Annotated in this window: 22 protein-coding genes and 1 pseudogene; 7 read left to right on the top strand and 16 right to left on the bottom strand. The window is 40.8% G+C overall.

What is annotated here, in order from left to right:
• Positions 1-63: 63 nt before the first annotated feature.
• Positions 64-498 (bottom strand): Lrp/AsnC family transcriptional regulator, encoded by a 435-nt coding sequence (locus E0D70_RS00560; RefSeq protein ID WP_207923170.1) that lies wholly within the window; start codon positions 496-498, stop codon positions 64-66.
• 167 nt (positions 499-665) lie between these two features.
• Between E0D70_RS00560 and ctlX the strand changes: the two genes are divergently transcribed.
• The gene (gene ctlX, locus E0D70_RS00555) at positions 666-1,616 is read left to right on the top strand and encodes a citrulline utilization hydrolase CtlX (RefSeq protein WP_207923169.1); all 951 of its coding nucleotides are present in this window, start codon (positions 666-668) and stop codon (positions 1,614-1,616) included.
• Here ctlX and E0D70_RS00550 read toward each other — a convergent pair.
• Entirely contained in the window at positions 1,600-2,532 is a 933-nt protein-coding gene (locus E0D70_RS00550) for a LysR family transcriptional regulator (RefSeq protein ID WP_133010314.1), read from the bottom strand. The genes ctlX and E0D70_RS00550 overlap by 17 nt on opposite strands.
• 152 nt (positions 2,533-2,684) lie before the next feature.
• Here E0D70_RS00550 and E0D70_RS00545 point away from each other — a divergent pair, with 152 nt between their 5' ends.
• A complete protein-coding gene (locus E0D70_RS00545; RefSeq protein ID WP_133010313.1) occupies positions 2,685-3,131 on the top strand; it encodes a DoxX family protein in 447 nt (148 codons plus the stop codon).
• A 101-nt stretch (positions 3,132-3,232) separates the two neighbouring features.
• Here the strand turns inward: E0D70_RS00545 and E0D70_RS00540 are convergent, their stop codons facing one another.
• Together E0D70_RS00540 and E0D70_RS00535 are read right to left on the bottom strand one after the other, a co-directional pair.
• Positions 3,233-4,681, bottom strand: a complete 1,449-nt coding sequence (locus E0D70_RS00540) for a sulfatase (protein WP_133010312.1) — start codon at positions 4,679-4,681, stop codon at positions 3,233-3,235.
• A complete protein-coding gene (locus E0D70_RS00535) occupies positions 4,678-6,501 on the bottom strand; it encodes a solute:sodium symporter family transporter (protein ID WP_133010311.1) in 1,824 nt (607 codons plus the stop codon). The genes E0D70_RS00540 and E0D70_RS00535 overlap by 4 nt, the downstream gene beginning before the upstream one ends.
• Before the next feature lie 150 nt (positions 6,502-6,651).
• On the opposite strand from E0D70_RS00535, the gene E0D70_RS00530 reads away from it, so the two are divergent.
• Positions 6,652-7,545, top strand: a complete 894-nt coding sequence (locus E0D70_RS00530) for a LysR family transcriptional regulator (RefSeq protein WP_165942839.1) — start codon at positions 6,652-6,654, stop codon at positions 7,543-7,545.
• Between the two features lie 250 nt (positions 7,546-7,795).
• Here E0D70_RS00530 and E0D70_RS00525 read toward each other — a convergent pair whose 3' ends face one another.
• Positions 7,796-8,323: a peroxiredoxin-like family protein gene (locus E0D70_RS00525; RefSeq protein WP_133010309.1), complete on the bottom strand. Its 528-nt coding sequence runs from the start codon at positions 8,321-8,323 to the stop codon at positions 7,796-7,798.
• A 237-nt stretch (positions 8,324-8,560) separates the two neighbouring features.
• Between E0D70_RS00525 and E0D70_RS00520 the strand changes: the two genes are divergently transcribed.
• Positions 8,561-9,163 carry a TetR/AcrR family transcriptional regulator gene (locus E0D70_RS00520; protein ID WP_133010308.1) on the top strand — a complete coding sequence of 201 codons (603 nt, stop codon included), beginning with the start codon at positions 8,561-8,563 and terminating at the stop codon, positions 9,161-9,163.
• 87 nt (positions 9,164-9,250) lie between these two features.
• Here the strand turns inward: E0D70_RS00520 and E0D70_RS00515 are convergent, their stop codons facing one another.
• Entirely contained in the window at positions 9,251-9,589 is a 339-nt protein-coding gene (locus E0D70_RS00515; protein WP_133010307.1) for a TehB family protein, read from the bottom strand.
• Between the two features lie 26 nt (positions 9,590-9,615).
• Positions 9,616-11,817: a YccS family putative transporter gene (gene yccS, locus E0D70_RS00510; protein WP_165942838.1), complete on the bottom strand. Its 2,202-nt coding sequence runs from the start codon at positions 11,815-11,817 to the stop codon at positions 9,616-9,618.
• Between the two features lie 360 nt (positions 11,818-12,177).
• On the opposite strand from yccS, the gene gloA reads away from it, so the two are divergent.
• Positions 12,178-12,705: a lactoylglutathione lyase gene (gene gloA, locus E0D70_RS00505; RefSeq protein WP_133010305.1), complete on the top strand. Its 528-nt coding sequence runs from the start codon at positions 12,178-12,180 to the stop codon at positions 12,703-12,705.
• Between the two features lie 136 nt (positions 12,706-12,841).
• On the opposite strand, the gene E0D70_RS00500 is transcribed toward gloA, so the two are convergent.
• From E0D70_RS00500 to E0D70_RS00460, 9 genes are all read right to left on the bottom strand, one after another.
• The gene (locus E0D70_RS00500) at positions 12,842-14,080 is read right to left on the bottom strand and encodes a cystathionine gamma-synthase family protein (RefSeq protein WP_207923167.1); all 1,239 of its coding nucleotides are present in this window, start codon (positions 14,078-14,080) and stop codon (positions 12,842-12,844) included.
• A 288-nt stretch (positions 14,081-14,368) separates the two neighbouring features.
• Positions 14,369-14,773, bottom strand: coding sequence for a thioredoxin domain-containing protein (locus E0D70_RS00495; protein WP_133010304.1), 405 nt, complete (start codon positions 14,771-14,773; stop codon positions 14,369-14,371).
• Positions 14,774-15,099: 326 nt separating this feature from the next.
• Complete coding sequence (locus E0D70_RS00490) at positions 15,100-16,071, bottom strand: transposase (protein ID WP_133010303.1); 972 nt, start codon at positions 16,069-16,071, stop codon at positions 15,100-15,102.
• Between the two features lie 133 nt (positions 16,072-16,204).
• Positions 16,205-16,735: an NUDIX hydrolase gene (locus E0D70_RS00485; protein ID WP_133010302.1), complete on the bottom strand. Its 531-nt coding sequence runs from the start codon at positions 16,733-16,735 to the stop codon at positions 16,205-16,207.
• A 238-nt stretch (positions 16,736-16,973) separates the two neighbouring features.
• Positions 16,974-18,281 (bottom strand): hypothetical protein, encoded by a 1,308-nt coding sequence (locus E0D70_RS00480; protein WP_133010301.1) that lies wholly within the window; start codon positions 18,279-18,281, stop codon positions 16,974-16,976.
• 139 nt (positions 18,282-18,420) lie between these two features.
• On the bottom strand, positions 18,421-18,807 hold the full coding sequence (locus E0D70_RS00475; protein ID WP_133010300.1) for a hypothetical protein: 387 nt from the start codon (positions 18,805-18,807) through the stop codon (positions 18,421-18,423).
• 209 nt (positions 18,808-19,016) lie between these two features.
• Positions 19,017-19,880: a hypothetical protein gene (locus E0D70_RS00470; RefSeq protein WP_133010299.1), complete on the bottom strand. Its 864-nt coding sequence runs from the start codon at positions 19,878-19,880 to the stop codon at positions 19,017-19,019.
• A 510-nt stretch (positions 19,881-20,390) separates the two neighbouring features.
• A complete protein-coding gene (locus tag E0D70_RS00465) occupies positions 20,391-20,684 on the bottom strand; it encodes a HigA family addiction module antitoxin (RefSeq protein WP_133010298.1) in 294 nt (97 codons plus the stop codon).
• Positions 20,684-20,962, bottom strand: a complete 279-nt coding sequence (locus E0D70_RS00460; protein ID WP_133010297.1) for a type II toxin-antitoxin system RelE/ParE family toxin — start codon at positions 20,960-20,962, stop codon at positions 20,684-20,686. The genes E0D70_RS00465 and E0D70_RS00460 overlap by 1 nt, the downstream gene beginning before the upstream one ends.
• 289 nt (positions 20,963-21,251) lie before the next feature.
• Between E0D70_RS00460 and E0D70_RS00455 the strand changes: the two genes are divergently transcribed.
• Together E0D70_RS00455 and E0D70_RS00450 are read left to right on the top strand one after the other, a co-directional pair.
• The gene (locus tag E0D70_RS00455) at positions 21,252-21,536 is read left to right on the top strand and encodes a type II toxin-antitoxin system RelB/DinJ family antitoxin (RefSeq protein WP_133010296.1); all 285 of its coding nucleotides are present in this window, start codon (positions 21,252-21,254) and stop codon (positions 21,534-21,536) included.
• Positions 21,523-21,792: pseudogene (locus E0D70_RS00450) on the top strand (type II toxin-antitoxin system RelE/ParE family toxin). Before E0D70_RS00455 ends, E0D70_RS00450 begins: the two are co-directional and overlap by 14 nt.
• The last annotated feature ends 75 nt before the right edge of the window (positions 21,793-21,867 follow it).

Below are 21,867 nucleotides of genomic sequence, written 5' to 3'. Positions count from 1 at the left end.
TTCCGTTGGTCGAAAATCATCAAGATCGACTCGATCAATGGAATAAATCAGCAAATGGCAAGATTACATCGTGGATAGCAACAAACTGGTTTCGCTGTTTAATATGCCATCCACTTCGCGCACACGGCGCAGCACGCGATCGAATTCGCCTAAGCTGGTGGTTTGCAATTCGGCGACCAAATCCCACGCACCATTGGTCGTATGTAGCTTGACCAATTCTGGAATACCGCGCAGCTTTTTAATCACTTGTGACGTTGACTGCCCCGCCACTTCGATCATCATCATGGCACGCACGGTTTCTTTCTCAACTTCTTGGTGAACTCGCACCGTAAAACCCAGAATGACACCGCTGGAGAGCAATCGATCCAGTCGATTTTGCACTGTTGCGCGTGAGACGTTAAGCGTCTCGGCTAAGTAAGAAATAGACGCTCGCCCGTCTTTGCGCAATTCAGAAATTAGGTCTGAATCTAAAGAGTCATAAATATACGGTTTCATCATCGCGCTCTTAAAAAATCTGAGGATAAAAACAAAACTGACATTTTGTCAGATCTATCTAGCTATTTGCTAAAAAACTCATCAAATAGTATTAATTTCTGACATATTAAACAACAGCAAGTCTCTTTATTATGGCCTCTCTTCTTTTCTCTGTGCCAGAGGGCCTGTACATGGCTAATACAATGATCAACACAATCACCAACACAATCACCAACACACAATCTCCAGAAGCCATTGTCATGGTGCGCCCTCATTGCTTTATTTCGAACCCAGAGACCATGGCGGACAATGCTTTTCAGTACGCCTGCACATCAGAAGACGCTGCGTTGAGTGCTTACAATGAAGTCTCCGCTGCGGTTGCCAGCTTGCAAGAAAAAGGCGTGATCGTGCATGTTTTCGAAGATCAATCCACCCATACTCCCGACTCAGTTTTCCCTAACAACTGGTTCAGTACTCATCACAATGGCACCCTAGTTCAATACCCTATGTACGCCCCCAATCGTCGTAACGAATATCGCCAAGACATCATGGATTTTCTGACGACACACTATGGCTATCACAGCACGGTCAATTTGCGAGGGCATGCTGACCAACAAGAATTTTTAGAAGGGACAGGGTCCATCGTCTTCGACCATCAGAACAATATCGCCTATGCGGCGCGATCCAATCGAACCAGTGAAGGGCTATTTCGACACATTTGTCGAGACATGGGCTATCAGGCGGTATTATTCGATGCTTGCGACGAGCATGGCGTGCCGATTTACCACACCAATGTGATGATGTGCATCAGTGCGCAATTCGTCATGATCGGCATGGATATGGTGGCGGAACAAGATCGACCCGCGCTGTTTAGTCTCTTTCAGCAAAGTGGTTTAACAGTAATTTCGTTGAGCAACCAGCAAGTGCGTCATTTCTGCGGCAATGCCATTGAGCTGCGCGGTTTAAATGAAAACCTACTCGCGCTTTCTCACACCGCTTTTGAAGCGCTGACTAGGTCACAAAAAGCCATTATCGAAGAATCTGTCACCTTGCTGCCACTCGCGATCCCTACTATAGAAAGCGCGGGCGGCTCGGTGCGCTGCATGATCGCTGGCATACATCGTTCTAATTTGGCTGGGTAGAACCAACGCCAACAAATTCATCCCAATAAGGCGACGCCCCGAAGTAGCCGTCTAAAAAATCCACAAAGCATCGTACCTTGCTGGCCAACAATTTACGGTGAGCATAAAGCGCGTACAAGCCCATCACCTTAGGCTCGAAGTCTAATAAGATGGGCACCAACTGACCTTTTCGAATCGCCTCTCCGGCAATAAAGGTCGGCTGTAACGCTATACCAGCTCCCGCGATAGCGGCTTCAACAAGTACATCGCCATTGTTACTCTGGAACAAGCCGCTTTTTTCAACATTTTTACTACGTAACCAGGGAAAAATAACCTCTCTGTCATCCATCTCCATGTAGCTGTAATGCAAATAACGATGGTGCTTAAGGTCTTCTGGACACATCGGAATGCCGTGCTGCTTAAGGTAATCTGGCGACGCACAAAGAATCACTCGCACCGGAGCGACATATTTAGCCACTAAGGACGAGCTTTTAAGTTCACCGATTCTGAGTACCACATCAAAACCCTCATCGACCACATCGACCTTACGATCATTAAGCTGTAAATCCAGATCAATGAGCGGGTACTCTTGTTGAAATTTAGCCAATAAAGGCGCTAAGTGCTTAATCGAAAACGACACTGGTGCGCTAATTCGTAAGGTACCTTTGGGGTTCTGATGCAGGCCGCCGAGTTGCTGATCCATCTCATCGACACTGGCTAAAATCTGCTGAGCATGTTGAAAATACTGCATGCCCGCTTCTGTTAAATTGACCCGACGCGTTGTTCGATTAAGCAAACGCACGTTTAACTTGTCTTCTAATTGTGAGACATATTTGCTTACCAACTGTGGCGATAGTTGCAACAACTCCGCCGCGCGACTAAAACTGCCTTCTGCCACCACAGACACAAAAGCACGCATTGCATCAATCCGATCCATATCAACACCCCACCGACAATGAAATCTATTATCGCCATTTTGTTGTTAATAATTCAACATCATCCCTATTAATAATAAAAAATATTGATAGTAAGATAGCGACATCTTCTAGCAATAGACACTTATTAGACCTTTTAAAAACGGAATCCAACATGAGCTTACAACTTTTAAAAAAACTGGTTAGTACCAACAACAGCCTAGCGGCTTTCATTTTACGCGCACCTATCGGCATCATCTTGATGGCACACGGCTCGCAGAAACTGTTCGGCTGGTTTGGTGGCTACGGACTAGAAGGAACAGGTCAATGGATGGCGAGCATTGGTATTGAACCTGGTTATTTGATGGCGTTACTGGCCGGTAGTGCAGAATTTTTTGGTGGTTTGGCGTTACTGATTGGCTTACTCACTCGCCCTGCCGCTGTTGTTGTCGCATTTACTATGTTGATCGCTATTTTCAGCGTGCACATCAGCCACGGACTATTCCTTTCGAATGGCGGTTATGAATACGCATTAAGTCTCTTTGTTGTCACCTTTGCAATCGCGATTCAAGGCGCGGGCAGATTATCCATTGATAAAGCGATTCAAGAGAAACTGTCTTAATTATAGTTGATACTCCACAAGATACACCGCTCTTTGAGCCTAACATCTCAAAAAGCGGTGACTACTTACTTCTTAATAAAAGTACAAACTACTCATAAGTATCATTTGATATCAAGTAATCCAAATTCTTTCTCATAACCTGGATTTGCTCTTGGAATACTGGCTTCTACTTCATATTGCCAGTCACACAGCTTCTTATGTAACTCATCACAAATGGCTGAGTGGACTAAAGATAGATCCTTGCTTTCCGAAATATCTTCTTCCAAGTCATAGAGTTCAACATGATTATCCTCAAAGAACTTAATTAACTTCCATTTACCATCCCGTATAGAAGCCCCAGGTGAACCTCCTTGGTTACTATAATGTGGATAATGCCAAAATATAGGCCCCCTACTAAAGCTCGTATTTCCTTCTAACAACGGTAAGATGCTAACACCATCCAGATGGTGTTCTGGTAATAAAGGCAGTTTAGCGGCATCCAAGAAAAGTGGAAAAAAATCAGTGCTAGTAACTGGCTCTGAACAACGCTGATTTGGCTTAATCACTTTAGGCCACTTAACAAGAAGTGGCTCTCTGGTTCCACCTTCATACATCCAACCTTTCCCTTCGGATAAAGGAGCATTACAAGTAGGAGATCCCTCTGCAGTGGCTAGACCGCCATTATCACTATAAAAAATCACAATAGTATTTTCGCTCTGTCCTGATTCTTCAAGTGCATCAAGTGTTCGCCCTATATTCCAATCTAAATTTTCAATCATTGCCGCATAGACAGGGTCACTCTGGATAACTCTTCTTAATACATGTTTATCTTTCAAATGAAAGCATGGGAAGCTCTCCCCTTGTACAAAGGGATATATTTTATCCAGACCTAGCCTTTTCGATTTTTGCTGATATTTTTTTATGAGCTCTTCATGACATTCTATCGGTGTATGCACTGCGTAATGAGATAGATGCATAAACCACGGAGCATCTTTTCCTTTCTTTATCAAATTTATAGCTTCATCAGTGATGCGGTCTGTTAAATATTCACCTTCTGGCCCATTTTCTAATGTTTCAATATTATAAGGTGAAAAATAACCATTCAATGGATGACCCCAATCACAACCACCAATATTGAGATCAAAACCATGTTTCTCTGGATAAAAATCTCTTTTATTTTCACCATGCGTACTCAAGTGCCACTTGCCAACATGCCAGGTTTTATATCCTCCTTGCTTAAGGGCTGCTGCTACTGAAAGGTGATCGGTAGACAAATGATCAATATATGGCACATGAGCAAGCTTTCCTTCAGAAAAACCTCCTAGCCATTGAGTCACACCCAAACGAGCTGGATATTGCCCCGTCATAACACTGGCCCTAGTAGGTGAGCATACAGGACAAGAAGCATAGGCATTTGTAAATTGCATCCCTTCCTGAGCAAGCTGATCAAGTCTTGGCGTTTCATAGAAATCGCTGCCATAACAAGCTAAATCTTTCCAACCAAGATCGTCAATGAGTATAAATAATATATTAGGTTTTGAATCTGACACTTGACTAGATAATAAACTCATTGGGCACCTTCCTTTTTACTATCTAAATACCTATTTCTTTCTTCAAAATCACGTTTATCTTCTTCTCGGCCATAGCGACTAATAACAAAACGCTCATAGATAGGTTGTAATTTGACATGAGCCCAAACGCAAAACATAGAACAAACAACAAAAACAGACAGAAATACTATTCCAAATGATGGAGATACCACTCCATCAGCATATGCAAGACCAATAACAGAAAAAACAACATATATTAGGATAGCAATAGAAATTAGTAAAAAACTAATTAACATCGCAAACCTCCAAGGTATCATTTCCACTATAGGTTTATGAGTATTTTTAATTTCTTTTGTAGCTGGGAAAAATAATGCCCAAAAAATCAAAATACCTACTTCTATTACAAACAATAAACCAAACACATGCATCCAATGTATTGGAACTTTAATCCCTAAAGCACCTTCCAATCCCCAAACTAATAGATAATATGTAATTATATGAAAAATTATAATAAAATTTGCAGCTGATTGAGGAATTCGAAGCCTACCTGTAAACAACCCCATAAGTACTAGAGTTACAACTGGAACAGCAACAAACCCTGTAAATTTTTGCAAAAACACAAACAATCCGTCTGGAGCATTTAATAATAAAGGAGCTGCCATCATTGTAAAAACAGCACATATTATTGAAAAAACCTTTGATACGTATATCAATTTTTCGTCACTTACAACCCTTTTAATAAAAGGTTTATAAACATCAAGTGCAAATATAGTTGCCGCTGAATTTAAAAGTGAATTATAGGTAGAAAAAACAGCACCTAAAAGAACGGCTATAAATAAACCAAGAAGAGGAGCAGGTAATGTCTCACGTACTAGCGTTGGGTAGGCAACATCTCTAGGAGAAAGGCCACCTCCAAATAGATGATAAGCGATTATTCCAGGAAACATAGCTATAAAAGGTACCAACATCTTAAAGAAGCCAGAAAGAAGTAAACCTTTTTGCCCAGATTTTAAGCTTGAAGCCCCTAGCGCTCTTTGAATAACAAACTGATTTGTTGCCCAATAGAAAGTGGCCATAACCATTAAACCTGTAAAAACAGCCGAAATAGGGATGGCATCTCCAGGATTCCCTGTTCCGATCGCATTTAATTTTTCAGGATTGGTTGTTGCAATATAATGCAAAGCATCTAAAACACTCCCTCCAATTTTATCACTTAGCGACATCAAACCAAAAATAGGGACCAAACTCCCAATTATTAACAAACCTATACCGTTCAACGTATCTGAAATAGCAACGGCTCTAAGACCACCAGCGATAGCGTATGCTGCGCCAATAGAACCAATTATCGAAGTAACAATCCAAAGCGCTTGCACTTGACTCAGACCGAAGGTTTGTTCGATGTTTAATATTTTCATTAGAGCAAGTGACCCGCCATAAAGAACAGAAGGCGCCCAAACAAAAACGTAGCCAAACATAAAGAGACCACTCACCAATCGTCTTGTACCTTCACCATATCTAGATTTAAGAAAGTCTGGGATAGTTGCAAAAGCGCCACCAAGGTACATAGGTAAAAATAAACACGCCAGTAAGATAATTCCTCGCACTGCCCAAACTTCCCATGCAAGCGATGTTAAATTACCAAAATAAGTTAAACCACTTTCACCTACAAGCTGTTCAGTGGAGATATTGGTCAACAAAAGCGAACCCGCTATGAAAGTACTTGTTAGACCGTTTCCTGCTAAAAAATAGCCGCTGGCGGTAGACACTTTACCTTTGGTTTTACGCCAAGAATACCAAGCGACAAATGCCATAAACATGACACATGTGAGTAATGTAAACATATAGAATCCTTTTGATTATAATTTTTTATATGGATAAAATAATTGTATGTGGTGAAACATACAGTCTCATCATGATTTTGCTCGATTTTTTCTCAACTTTAAAATGCATTTTCGGCCAAACACCATAAAAAAATGTTATGGATAATAAAAATGAATAAAACATTTCAACATTTTATAGCGGTTTCTGAACACAAAAATTTATCAGCAGCAAGCGAAGCTCTTCATATCACTCAACCTGCATTAAGCAGAAGTATTAAAAACTTAGAGAAAGAATTTGGTGTTCCTCTCTTTGAAAGGCTTCCCAGAGGTGTGATACTAACTCATTACGGAGAAATATTACTTGAGCGAGTACTTCGCATGGAAACAGAATATCTCTTTGCTATGAAAGAAATCAAAGCTGTCAAAAAAGGATCTGAAGTAAAAATAAGAATAGGTGCAGATAACTTATGGGCTGAGCATTATTTGAAAAACATTCTTGATGATTTTTATGATCTATTCCCTACTGCTGAAGTAACAGTAAAAGCAGGGCCTGTTGATACATTAATCCCCAATCTTTTAGAAGGGAAATTAGATATTATATTCGGAAACGTAGACTATCCATTGAAGTCAAAAGATTTTCGTTTAATAAGAGAAAAACTAATTGATGTCAATTTTCGAGTTATAGCTAGAGATCAGCACCCTCTTCATAAAATAGAAAAGATATCTACTAATAATTTATCAGAATATAAATGGGTTATTTATCAACAATCTGATAGCTATGTTTGGCATATTAATGAGTTATTTTATAATAAAAAAATAAATCCTGCTAAAGTCAGCTTACATACAGCTTTTTTAGCTCAGGCTGTCGATCACATGAAAAAATATGACGCATTAATGTATATGCCTGAAAAATTATTAGGATCAATGGCGTTAAATAACATTTCAGTATTGGAAAATATTTCTTCTATTTATAGTTTTAATAGCGGTGTTTGGTATCTGGATAGAATGATGCAGCTGCACGGACCAAGAACATTATTAGCTTTGACGAAGAAATATTTCAATTGAGATTAACTAAAAACATCTTCATTCTGAATAATTTTTTACAACTCCATCTAATCAAGCGCAACACAGCATCATTCTAAACTGGCCCTACGTTCATTATCCGATGTATCAACCATAACCACGGATAAGCAGCCATGGTTGATACGATCAAGTGAAGCAAAATTTTAGCTTGTTGTTGTTTAGCTCAAAGTTAATTAACTCAAAGCGACTGCAACGTTAAGAACCACTGTTTCTATATCGCTAGATGTGATTATTAATACGTACCTCTGATTGGATAATTGTTCTCAGGATTACGAATAAATTTTAAGCCCATGATTAGCGAATTAAGATCAGGACGAACAAAGGGAGCGTTCGAAGTATCTATAATTTGTAGTTGTTTCTTTTCATTGATAACAAACAAACCGGGTTCCGCAAAAGGGCTGTCTGTCTCAGCCGCTGATCTTGGGTTGGAGATATACAAACCTAATGCCTGCATCTGCTCTATTGTTAAGCCATAACCAACCGTAAAATCAGGCGTCACGTCTTTCATCTGGCTCTGTGCTTTTTCCAAAGTATCTGACGACACGGCGACAACCCCTACCCCAAGCGCTTCGAATTCAGGCAAAAGACTATTCAATGTATTCAAGTATTGAGTACATAACGGGCAATGTTTGCCACGATAAACAACAACCAACTTCCAATCGAAACCAGACATATCTGCAAGGTCAAGATTTCCGCCGTTCAAATTTGTTACCGTAATATCTGGAAAAACCTGTCCTGCTAGTAATTTTGTATTGCTCATAATGTTTCTCTTTAATTTTGTAATGATCATTATTAAAGTAGATAAAAATCATATCGTCAATAATTTCTTATCAATCACTACAAAACTATAACATTCGCGGTTTAATAAGGAAGAAAGCTCCTCTTTATATCCAATAAATGAAAAAACATACCCCTCCATGCTATGCTTTAGTTCTGTGACAAATGATAATAAATCAAAGTACAAATAGACGACCCCGTTTTCAAGAGCCCATAAAGAATGAACAAGAAAAAGACCGGTAGACCTCTTTCATTTGATCGCAATACCGCGCTGCTCGCGGCGATGAATGTTTTTTGGCTGAAAGGTTATGAAGGTGCTTCGATGAAGGATCTAACAAGCGCAATGCAAATTAATAGCCCAAGTCTATACGCCACTTTTGGCGATAAGCATGCATTGTATTTAGCCACCATTGATTACTATGCATCAAGCGATGCTTGTAGCCCACTGGTTGCGTTTGAAACACAGCCTGACATTGAATTGGCCGTACAATCTTTCATGGAAGCGGTAATTGATTACAGTACAGACAATAATAGCGGCGCTCGTGGCTGCTTTTTAAGCTCTAGTGTGTCGACAAGTTCAGGGGAAGTAGAAGGCGTTGAGGCATTATTGCAACGCGCTATTAACGATACAGATGCTCGGCTTGCAAGGCGCTTTGAGCTCGAAAAAGCCAGAGGCGTCCTACCGGAAAACTTTCCTTCTACTGAACGGGCAAAGCTCATGTTTGACCTTCGCCAAGGCTATGTCTTTCGAGCACGAGCGGGAATGACGCCAGAAAGCATGAAAACAGACATCGCGTTTAGAGTGAAAATGATACTTTCTTAATAAAATGCCGATGCACCAACTGCTATTAACGGGCGTTAGCTAAGCTAAGTTAATTCAACACAGTTAAACACAGTTAAACTTATGGATTTAAGGTTTTTCGTTAATCATGGGCTTATCTGTTCGGTCTTTATCTGACCAGAAATTAATATTGAATTGCGCATCATCACTCAACTCAACACGATGCCAATATTGTGGTGGCGTCGTAGCAAACTGCCCTGCTGGGATCACTACTTTTACATTTGGTTCGGTTGCTTCGCTATCAGCAAAGCCATAATACGTAACAACTCCCTCCATGACACATATCTGCCCAAACACACCTTCTGCAGTATTATGGTGCGTTAGTAGCGCTGCAGGCACATTTTCTTTCGTGAAAAATGGTGTAGACCGCTGGATTTTCCAATTAGCTGGGATACGTGGATGACTCATAACATTCCTCAAATTAATAATGGTGCTTATTTCACATCTTTAATATGCTCACCATGAACCTGAACTTGCAGCTCAAGTGTCAAACGTCGAATCTCTTCAAGCTGCCCTAACAAGGATTGCAGTTGAGACTGTACAAAATAATGTCGCTCATCGTCGTCGGATGGGCAATCTTCAAGGGTGTTTCTCAGTCGCTCAAATTCTGCCGAACTATCCGTTACTAGCTGTTTTTGCTCAAGACATTGCGCGACTTCTTGCAGGCTTTCTACTATATAGTTACCCGCATCGGCCAATAACTGATTACTCGGTTGTTCGATCAAGGTGCCACGGTGGGCACTAAATGCCGCGATGTAATTAAATAAGGTATGACTACGAATAACCAAGCGCTGCCATAGCTCGGTATCACGACGGAAGTGACCCGGCTCTTGCTGCATGCTCACCAAGGTAGAGGTTAACAATGCATCGGCGTTATACGCCCGACGACGACTATGACGATACACCTGCTCGCTGACGTTGTCTTCTTGATAGAAGCGCATCAATTCACGCAAATAATCGGCACTGCGACGTAAGCCTTCTGCAAAGGTCATGGGTAATTGACGATGAGACCAATCCGGTAAGATGAAAAATACCGCTAACCAAGAAATAATACTGCCAATCAAGGTGTCTATTAATCGCGGCCAGATCACATCATAACCATCTGATACTTGATTAAAGCAGCACACCACCATCAAAGTAATAGCCGCTGTTGCCAAGACATAACGATTGTTACGAGATAGGAAGAACACCACACCAGCCGTAACCGCAATCACTAATTGAATAACTTCTACTGGGAATAAAGTGATCAAGGCCCAAGCAGCGACCAACCCTATTACCGTACCGGCAATACGCTCATACAGGCGTTTTCGAGTAGAACCAAACGTGGGTAGACAAACAAACAAAGTGGTTAGCATTACCCAATAACCAACCGATAAGTTCATATTTTGAATGATGGCATAACCACAACTAAGCGCTAGCGACATACGCACAGCGTGCCGAAACACCTGTGACTTTGGTGTTAATTGATCTGCAATTTGGCTTAAAATTGAGCGAAAAGTCACCCTAGGCTGAGGGATTTGTTGCGATGCATCCGATAACGAGATGTCTTCTAATTGACGTGCTTTATCAAGCTCCTGCTGCAACGCAATAACGTTATCGGTAAGCTGGCGCAACGAACGAAACAGGCGCCATTGTGTAGGCTCAGCTTCACGCTCTAAATAGTCTATCGACCTCAAAACACCGGCTACCGTTTCTTCACTATCACGCAAATCAATCGCATGCCCTCCGTGAATAGCCTCTCCTATTTTACGACAGCTGGTCCCTGCTTCAGATAACTGACGCTGCAAGCGAAACAATATATCGCTGTGAAAAAAGGTTTCCGCCAGATCGCTATAATTGTAATGAGAAGAACTGGCGCGCTCGTGGATTCCTTGAGCAATAAAATAAAATCGTATATAGCGCCCTAACCTAGGATTCGTAGGGTTGCTGTCTATTCGACTCACCAAAATCTCGCGGACTCGATTTAACGCAACGACCACTTGCCCATGCTGTTGAGCTAGGTCTAAACGCAACGAATCAACCGCTCCGCGTGTCGGCAATGGGAAAAACTTAGACTTCAGCTTTAGATACAAACCGATTTCAATATAAAGGGACGTTAACGCTTGGCGCAACGTAACATGAGCAAACAACGCCGCCCAGATAACGGAAAGTATGCCGTACCATAAAGCACCAAAGCTTAGTAAAACCGGCTCATACCATATGGGCATTTCATGCGTGGCCTGATTTAGACCTATCATGGTGTACACAGCCAAAATCAACGTCGCTTGAGCCATCACCCCATAACGCCGACCCAGAGCGCCACACATCGACAGACAAAATGCCACCAAAGCAATCGAGATACCAAATACCCATGGGTAAGGCATCAGTAAGCGCACTCCAAATGCCGTGATGATAAACAGCACTAAGGTAATCAATAACGCTCGAACACGCCCTTGCCAACCATCTTCCGTTTCCGCCAATGCACTGGCAATAATGCCCAAAAAGAGCGGTATCACCATATCTATTTGGTTGATCCCCCAGCTCAGTGCCATGGCACCACACAGCGCAATAAACACACGTATTCCATAAGAAAGTTGGCTAATCCCCCCTTCCTTTCGTAGTGTTTGCAAGGAAAACTTAAAAGACTGTATAGACAAATTGCGTCTCCTCATCGACGACAGCAACACATAAAATATGACTTAAAAATCAAGTCTAAACGGGGCTACGCCCAACTACAAGATAACAAACATTATCTGCAAAATAGTTACTAATAGTTTGATTAAAGGCGTTTTCTTAATGGTTTCTGCACTTCTTTAAGGCACAGAACAACAATCATAATAAAACTTGAAAAGATCAACTTCTTAAAGAAATGACAGCATGGGCGTTTCTTTTCATTCGCTTTCAAGTCAGCCTTGAATCATGGAGAATAGTAAGCAGATATCAGACAACCGCCACATTGAGCGGAATTTACAATACATACATCAATAAATTTTTATTATTTTATCAAGGATTACCCGATGTCTCGCTATAACGAAACGCCAGAGAAAATTGCTCAAGCCACCGAAGGCTATGTGATGCAACAAACCATGTTACGTATTAAAGACCCTCAAGTGTCTGTAGATTTTTATCAAAACGTATTAGGCATGAAACTCCTTGGAAAATACGACTTTCCTGCCATGCAATTCACCCTTTATTTTCTAGGCTACGAACAGGAAATCCCAGAAGGCGATGATAAAACAAAGGCTGAATGGGTATTTCGCCGCCCAGCACTCATCGAACTCACTCATAATTGGGGCAGTGAAAAAGACGAAAACTTCCCGGGTTACCACAGCGGCAATGAAGACCCTCGTGGCTTTGGTCATATTGGTATTAGCGTGCCCGACGTTTATGCAGCCTGTGAGCGATTTGAAAAATACGATGTGGAATTTGTTAAAAAGCCAGACGATGGCTCAATGAAAGGCCTCGCTTTCATCAAAGACCCAGACGGTTATTGGATTGAAGTGTTATCGGCTGAAGGTATTACTGAGATCATTCTTTCCCAGTAATCTTTAAATTGTTTAAGGTAAATTGTAGGCGAGTAAAGACGACTTGAGCAGTAGTGTGAGCGAGCGAAATTAGCATCAAAAAAAGTAGGATCGGCGTTACTCTGATCCTACCTTTTAGCCACTTACCTTCAGCTACTTATAATGTCTCTAGACCTACTTTAAAGCTGGCTAGCAAATCATCCGTGTCTTCAATACCAATAGAGCAGCGGATCATTTGTTCACTGATACCAGATTTTGCTCTATTTTCTGCTCCCATCTCATAAAAGATAGTACTTGCCATAGGCAGCGCTAAGGTACGGTTATCACCTAGGTGTGTCGCATTAACTACGATCTCAATAGCGTCTAATAATTCTGCGCAATCATAGCCTTCTTTTAGATCAAAGCTAAGAATAGAGCCATAGTGTTTAAATAATTTTGAGGCTTTATCGTGCTGTGGATGAGACGCTAACCCGGGGTAATACACCGCCTCCACTTTGTCATGAGCATCCAGCATTTGAGCAAGAGCAAATGCATTAGCACAAGAACGATCCATACGTAATGCCATGGTTTCGGCGCCAACTGCAATTTGATAAGCCGCATCAGAACTAAGCGAACCACCCATATCACGTAACGACTTTTTCTTAATCTGCTTCATTGACCATTTGCTAGGGTCACCTTTTCGATAAGCTTCGAAAATATTCGGATAATCTGTCCAATCGTACTGTCCCGTCTCAGTTACCGCACCACCTAATACCGTGCCATGGCCACAGAAATATTTAGACAAACTGTTAACAACTAAACTCGCTTTGACTTTAACCGGTTGAAATAAATATGGCGAGGTCATTGTATTATCAACAAAATAAACCAGTTTTTGCTGCTCACACCAATCGCCAATCGCTTCTAAATCAACAATTTGTGTACCAGGATTGGCAATAGTTTCAACAAACACCATGAGTGTATTATCTTGTTTAGCAGCCATCACTTCGTTAACATCTGTGGCATCAACCAACGTAATCTCAACACCAAAATTCTGTAACGTATTAATAAAACTATAAGAATTACCGAACAAATAGCGACTCGCGATTAAATGATCACCTTGCTTCAACAAACTTAAAAAAGTAGCACTAATCGCGCCCATGCCAGTCGCAAAAACCAAACTATCGAGACCTGATTCCGCTTGAGTAACCATAGACTGCAAGCTTTCAGTCGTTGGCGTGGATTGTCTCGCGTAGCTTTGGCCCGATGCTTTGCCTTGAAACACATCCATCAAATCTTGTGTTTTTTTATAACCGTAAGGAACGGAATTGTAGATGGGAGTATGAATAGGGTTGTCGTTATAATCTAATTGACGGTCATGATGGACAATATTACTGGTAAAACCCTTTAACTTTATCATTGATGTATCCACATTAAATCTTTGAAGAGCGGTGAGTGTTTCTTGAATAATGACAATCATAATACGCTTCTAAACGCTATGCTAGGCCAGACCCGCAGTATCCATGCTAGGACACGCACCTTAAAGTATCCATGCTAGGACACACACCTTAAAAGCAGCATTCGAGTATCCATGTTAGGACACGCACCTTAAAGTATCTATGCTAGGACACGCACCTTAAAGTATCCATGCTAGGACACGCACCTTAAAAGCAGCATTCGTGATCAAATATATTGAAAGAAGATCTGTTTATATCTTTTGAATAAATTTTGTTGCCAACACTGACAATCCAGCTTCCGTAATAATCTCAATATTATCCTGATCAACCACATCCCCGTGTTTAATCAATACGGTTCTGGGATAACCCGGACCACCAAACTGAGTGGTCAATTTTTCATGCTCCCCGCTAATAAAACAGCCCTTGTCCAACTGAACAGTCACTTGCAGGACATCCACACCATGAGACTGCATATTCTGCCCAAAGCCATCGATATACTGCTTTTGCCTTTCTGTGCAATCTGGACACCACGCTGTGACGACGTTAACAACAAAAGTCTCACCTGCCGCCATACGACGATAAACCTCCGTAGGCTCTACTATTTTCAAACTGCTAACTGACTGAATTGTATCGCTTAAATCAAGCTCTACTTCCATATCTATTCCACCCTTTCTAATTACTAGTAATTACTAGGACACGCACTTTATCTTATTAATTACTAGGACACGCACTTTATCTTATAAGAGGCATCTTACTAGGACACGCACTTTATCTTATAAGAGGCATCTTATTAGGACACGCACTTTAAAACATGACGATGATAACAAGAAAATAAGAAGCACACCCTTTTCAGAACGTCTTCATTGGATTTTTCAATTTATTTATAACGTAGAAAGCCAGATTTTTAGCTGAAGCTCGTATTCAAGACAAAGCAAAGCCTTAAAGCCTGTTCAGTGAAGTAACACATTGATTGGAAGGCAATTTAGCCAAGAAGCTGACGGCTTTGTCGACACGGCTTTCGCAGTCGTTGATGGGACTCACAATAATGTGCGACAGCGTACTCTTTACCAACCACACAGCCTGTTGTTTTACCAAACTGTGTGGCGATACAAAGCCAGTTTTCAGAAGAAATATTAAGCCTTTGCAGTATCGGTAAAAGCGATGCGTCAATCACCCCTTTTTTGTTTTTTCGAATAATTCGTCCGGTCATATCGACCAATGCTAAATAGTCTTGCAGCAAGAAAGGCAAACCGTCTGGCATATCTTTTCTTGGGTTGCCGACAAAAGGAAATAATACTTTGGGTTGATGGTTTTCTTTGGCAGAATTTATACGCCTTTTAACGCTCGTAAAAGCTGAATCCTCAGGCGTATTACTCATGTTAGATCGCACTGGATTCAAATCGACATACGCCATGCAAGCAATAAGTGCCGCTTCGTCCAACAGTGCTTGAGATTTAAAACGCCCTTCCCAAAACCTGCCAGTGCAGTTGTCTTCAGTATTCGCTTGTCGCGCAATCGGCTCGTTTAACTCTTTCATAAACCAACTGATGTCCATCAATCGATTTCTAAATGTCTCAGCAGATGCCTCAACCAAGCTCAAAGCAAAAGCGGCTTGAGGCTCACCTCTGATATATTGCTGAGTAAAAAGAGTGCCTTGATGAAGTTTATGCCAACGCTGCAAAACCTCTAACGTTGACCAAGAATTCGCTTTTTCTTGATTGATATGCAACACCACATGAAGATGATTACTCATTACAGCATATGAACAAATATCAATGGAAAACACACTAGCCAGAAACAGCAAACGTCTTTCGACCCACCCTCTCCGATGCTCGTAACTGTTCCCTGTTAGCTCATCTTCGCCACATAAAAATGCCCTGCGTACACATCTTGAAATGCAATGATAATAAGGAGTGTCAGCAACACTGATTTGTTGGCTTCTTGATCTAGGCATAACTTGACCTTTTTTAAGATTTTATACTGTAATTATATACAGTATAGTTCGATTCCTAAAAAACGCTCGATTTTACCTAAACATCGGGTATCACTGGGGTATAAGGGTGGATGGCACCTTAAGAGATTGGTGCTTAGCAGGTTGACTTGACCAACAGTTCATCTCGAATCAATGACAATAAAAAAGTTTCTCGTTCAATCGACATGCCTTTTTTATCACTGTTTTTGATGGTCTCTAGATTATGTTGAATCGCATCGTGAACATTGATCCATACGGCCTTCATTCCGTTTTTAACTTCGTAATCTTCAAGGCTCGTCTCGCCCAATGTTTCATCAATATCACAGGTGTAACAATAAGATTTCATCCGCATAATATTAAAATCATCTTTGTACCAAGGGCGATACTCTTCGTATAAGCCAAACGCCTCTACATTGCGAATATTTTGCGCGCCCGTTTCTTCTGCTAACTCGCGGATTAATCCTTGAATTTGGTTTTCGCCTGAATCGATGCCACCACCCGGCAAGGTGAAATCGTCGTAACGCTGTGTATACAGCATTAAAACGCTCTCACCTTTTAGGATAATGCCACGCGCTGCAAAACGTAAAAAAGAAGGCTGATCGAGAGACTTAATATCGGGGTGTACGGTCGACTTTAACAAACGCATAAATAGAAGCACTGTGGTTATTTAAATAAAGGCTGGATGATAGCGCTTCAGTCATAACCAATCAAAGATTCTAAGAATTGGTGACACACCGCCCCTAGTTTTGATTTCATTTTGAGCAAGGTATTCAGAAAAATGCTCGTTATGACTAAGTTTTAAGGGTGGGTGGCACTTTAATCTCAAGGGTGGGTGGCACTTTAATCTTCGATAGCTTAATGACAACTTAATGGTGAGTCGCGCGTTAACTTCTTTCTACAAGAACATCGATGATTTTTTCTTGGTAACGTTTAATTATAGGGAAATTTTCAATCTCCATGAACAAGCTCTCAACGCCTTCTTTCCCTGTGCTTTCTAAATCTGTTCCCTTATAGAGAATGCTACTTGTATTGTTTTTCCCATTTTTTTCAGCAAACAGTAAATTTAATTTCACTAACCGCGCCAGCTCTTCTTGATATAGAAAAAACTTCCTCAAATGGGTATCAACGACTTGAGCATCACCCTCTCTGTCTATGGTTAATATTTCATCAATCAAGCGATTTAACCTAGAGCGAGATGCTATGGCATCATCCATAACATCCTCCCAGCTTTCTTTTGAATCTGATAATAAACCTAAGAAGTACAAGGTTCTTGCTTTGTTATAATTTATAAAACCAGGCCACATGACATCTTCACTGGATATTTTAAGTGCTCTATCGAATTGCTCGCAAGCTGACGTCAAATACATATTAATTTCTTCAATCACTGATGGCTCAATCGAATTCAGATTAGACTTAACCCAAGCAAGACCATCAATAGAAAGAATGTCCATCGATTTCATATTTAAAGCATCACGAAGTAAATGCATTCCCTTTTTGTTGTAATACAAGCCAAGATAATTATGATAAATCGTTTTCGTGACAGGGTTTCGCAGTATCGGGCCTCGAACATGAAGAAGGTCCGAATGAATATTAAAATTGCCAGCTGCAACAAAGCTTTGATACGCGACAACGGCTTTTAGCAACTTTATTGATTCTGTTATCTGTATTGAATTACCTTTGCTGATCGACTGTAAAACATCACGCTGCTTATCCACATTTTTTAAAATGTTATCCATACGTTTTCTATATGATTCTTTATCCGTCTCAGATGCATTAAAAACAGCAGGAAACAACACGATAAGATCAATCATATATTGCAGCGTATCGGCAAACAGAACGGCGGTAAAAGACTCTTTTTTTAACTTATGCTCTATGGATGTGAAAATCTCTTTATCCAACGAATTTTCGTCTTTAGATTTATAATGATTAATCAACTCAGGCAAAGAGGTTACATAGTTCTCATTATCAAGGATATTGCCTTCCATCTTGCTGATATTACTCACGCTATCAATGGATGCATAAGTACGAACCGCGATAAAAAGCGCCAACAGAGCAATACAGAAACTCACCGTAGATATCGTAAAATTAAGTAGATCTTTTCCTTCTTCTAGGTAGTACACCCAAACGGCAACCAAAGCAGAAAATAAAACCAGTATAAAGATGGTTATGTAGAGTATTTTTGACGTGCGCATCTAAGCCCTTAGCAGTTAATCAAAGATAACTCAGTAGACACCAGATCAAGCTATCAGTAAACCCTAGATAAAAAGCGAAAGCCTTGGTATTACTGAGTTTAAAAGGTGGGTGGCACAGCAAGGCGGCTGAAAACTCTTGTTATGGGCGAGCTTTAACTAGGGAAAGATACTTACTTTCGCACTCAGATAAAAGCGTGAATGAATTCATGCTATTACCGTAATTTTGAATGGTTAACGTATCACCTTGCTGTAACGCACTGACTTCAATTTTTGAATCACCAGGCGACTCTGAGGCATACAACCCAGAGAATACAATTTGTTGGCCTTTTTGTATAAAAGTGCCTTCAGCAGAGCGAGCATTTGTTGTCACTTTGTATATCTGCTGATTACCTTCTTGTGATAATCCAACGACCAAGTTACACGATGCTGGCTCCAAACTTTTATAGTAAACAAAACTTGATTTCGGCAGCACAGAACACCCTGAAATAACGGTGAAACTAAAGAGTAAATAAAACAACTTTTTCAAATGACCTCCTAGCACATAACGAACCTGTAGAATTTCTATTTTAGAAAAAACAGTCTGATAATTGATTGAAAATTAATCCTCAAATTGCGTTGCTACGTGAAATCTGAGGGAGTGCTCCACTAGAAAGTGAATTTTATGGGCTGTATAAACACAAAAATTCTCCGCCATTTTCCACTTTGCAGAAACGCTATAGCCTCAACGCCGACGGCTCATACACTCTCCATCGCCATACTCAATGGTGACTGATCAACTGCGTGTCGATACCACTGGTACTGCGGCTTATCTCCAGCATTGTCGACATTTGGTGCGCCACGACCAACGTCCAAATCGTTTAGATTAAGGGTGCGCATTTCAACGCTAAAACGAGCCAACCTTGTCGTGTTCGGCACACTAGCATGTAAATGCGCACTGGAAAAACACAGAATATCACCTAGCTCTATCACTATTTTTACCGCCTTGCTTTCATCTACTGGCCGCAATAACTGAGGTGCAGGAGAGTAGCTTAACTCAGCACCTTCGGGCGTTTCGCGGCGCGCAGCAAGGTATTCTTTAAAGCTCCACTCCGAGGTATCGTTAATGGTTGGATGCTCCCAATGGTAAGGATAAAAGGCAATACTCCGTTCTTCTTCTATCTTATAAATAGGCGCCCACCAATTGGTCTGCGCTTGTATATTGCCTCCCCATGTATCGCGATGATGCCCAACGACGGAACGCAACCCCGTCGCAAAAGCCTTTTCGGCCGATACTACTCGCATCGCAAAGTAATCATAATAGGTCGAATCTAGCGCTAAACCTGCTTCCTGCAACGCATGAAAAAATATCGCCTTAGCTTTATCGTCAGCTTGAATTTTTTTCTGTGTATCGGCAACAAATCTTCGATAATCCGGCTCACTTAAATGGTACTGAGCTTGCTCTGGATACAGGCCATTCAAGGATTCTGATAATAGCTGATCGATGTATTGGCATAATTCCAACATTGCTGGCCGTTGTTGAAAAACAATCAAGTCACCTGCAAAGATGATCTTTGATCTTTGTTCATCTGTCATTCCACTATTGGTTTGAATAATGTTCATAACTTCGCCTATAAATATATATTTTCATCACTCACTTCTTTTGCATCGCAGACACATAACGAGGCTGTAGAATTTCTCATTCTCAGCCTACCTAATTAATATAAATCCACAATATTTCACATACTTCTAAGATTCAATTGACCATTCTTTTTTCCATCATAAATCACAGATATCAAGCTACAGATAAAATGAGGACGTCAAGATCGTACCACCGCTGCTCATCTCAGATGTTCAAATACAGTTGATTCGACAAAAGCGCCGAGCAACTCGCTAGGGTAGGCTCACATAGCAATTTTTTTGAGTTGTTCTTTAAGAGGAACCAAGACGGAGTTGCTTGAGAGATTTAACGCCTCAATTTTTAAAGGGATATGGACTCTTCGGACGGGAAGGCCTGCTATGACTGGGTTTTAACGGTGGGTGGCACTTTAATCCCTTTTAACGTTTTCTTTAATGCCCTAAGAGGAAAAGCATGGCTATCTACAATTGTGAGAGATAGCCAAGTGTTATTTTTTATGCCACAGCAAAGTTAACTGCGTGGACATTTGTTAAGTTAACTTGTTGTTTAGCATGCCAAAGATCATAGTTATCTTGCATTGCTAACCAACTCTCCGGCGTTCTGCCAATTGCTTTAGATAAGCGCAGTGCCATTTCTGGAGAGACAGCACTTTGCCCCTTTAAAACCCTATTTAAAGTAGACGATGCGACATCCAGTTGTTTTGCTAGATAACGACAGCTAAGACCTGCTGGTTCTAGATATACGTTGTAAATAAACTCTCCAGGATGTGGCGGATTATGCATAGTCATTAGTGATAGTCCTCATAGTTGAGAATGTATGCATTACCGTCAATGAATTCAAAAGTAATGCGCCAGTTACCATTTACGGTAATAGACCAAATCTCGTTACGATCCCCCTTTAGTGGATGCAATTTAAAACCGGGTAGATTGATATCATCAATAACTTGTGCGGTATCTATTGCTGTCAGTTGCATCCGTAATTTGCTTTGATGCTTAGCCTGAATTCCAGCAACACTTCCAGTTTGGAAGTATTTCTTAAGGCCTTTGTGTTTAAAAGATTTAATCATAACGCTAGTGTAGCGTGATGCGCATCAGTCGTCGATAAAAATTAACGCCTTACTAAGTTGTGAAACGAAGCAGAACCATAGCAACTGTTATGAATCCTGCTTCGAGGGAATCCCCCCCTAGTCAGAAAGGCCCGCTATGACTGGGTTTTAACGGTGGGTGGCACTTTAATTTCTGCTTTAATTTCTGATTTATTCAAACTAATCCTAATTTGATAAGTTGTAATCTATATTTCCAGACACCATCATTTGTACTACAATGTAGAACAAACAACATACATTGAGGTGTATTATGAAAACCGAAATGCTCACAACTCGTATTGATCAAGACACTAAAATTGCCTTCACCCATGTTTGTGAAGAAATTGGTTTGAGCCCATCACAAGCAATCAAACTCTTTGCCCGTGCGGTCATTAATTACGGTGGAATTCCTTTCGAACTAAGAGCCAAACAGCCTAACGACGTAACAGCAAACGCAATCCAAGAACTATCGCAAGGTAACGGACACCAAGCGGAAAACATGGCGCATTTGATGTCAGAGTTAACAGAAGGAAAAGTTAGCGATGTACACTCTTGAATACTCAAACCAGTTTAAGAAAGACTTCAAGAAAATAACCAAAATGCCTATTCCAGATATCATAGAAATAGGCAACGTCATCTCGACACTTCAAAAAGGCTTAACACTCGATGCAAAATACGTAGACCATTCTCTCATAGGGAACTGAAACGAATTTCGAGATTGCCACGTAAAACCGGACCTCGTTTTAATCTATCGTATCCATAAGAATGCGTTGCAACTCGCTAGAATTGGATCACATAGTGATTTATTTTAGACGTTCTTTTAGAGGGATCCGGCTTGAGTTGGTTTGATTTAACCCTGACCCGATTTATTACAGAAACATATCGGG

Source organism: Marinomonas flavescens (assembly GCF_004352835.1).
GTDB classification, from domain to species: Bacteria; Pseudomonadota; Gammaproteobacteria; order Pseudomonadales; family Marinomonadaceae; genus Marinomonas; species Marinomonas flavescens.
The sequence above is the reverse complement of the archived record's forward strand: the minus strand, read 5'-3'. Positions and strand labels throughout refer to the sequence as shown.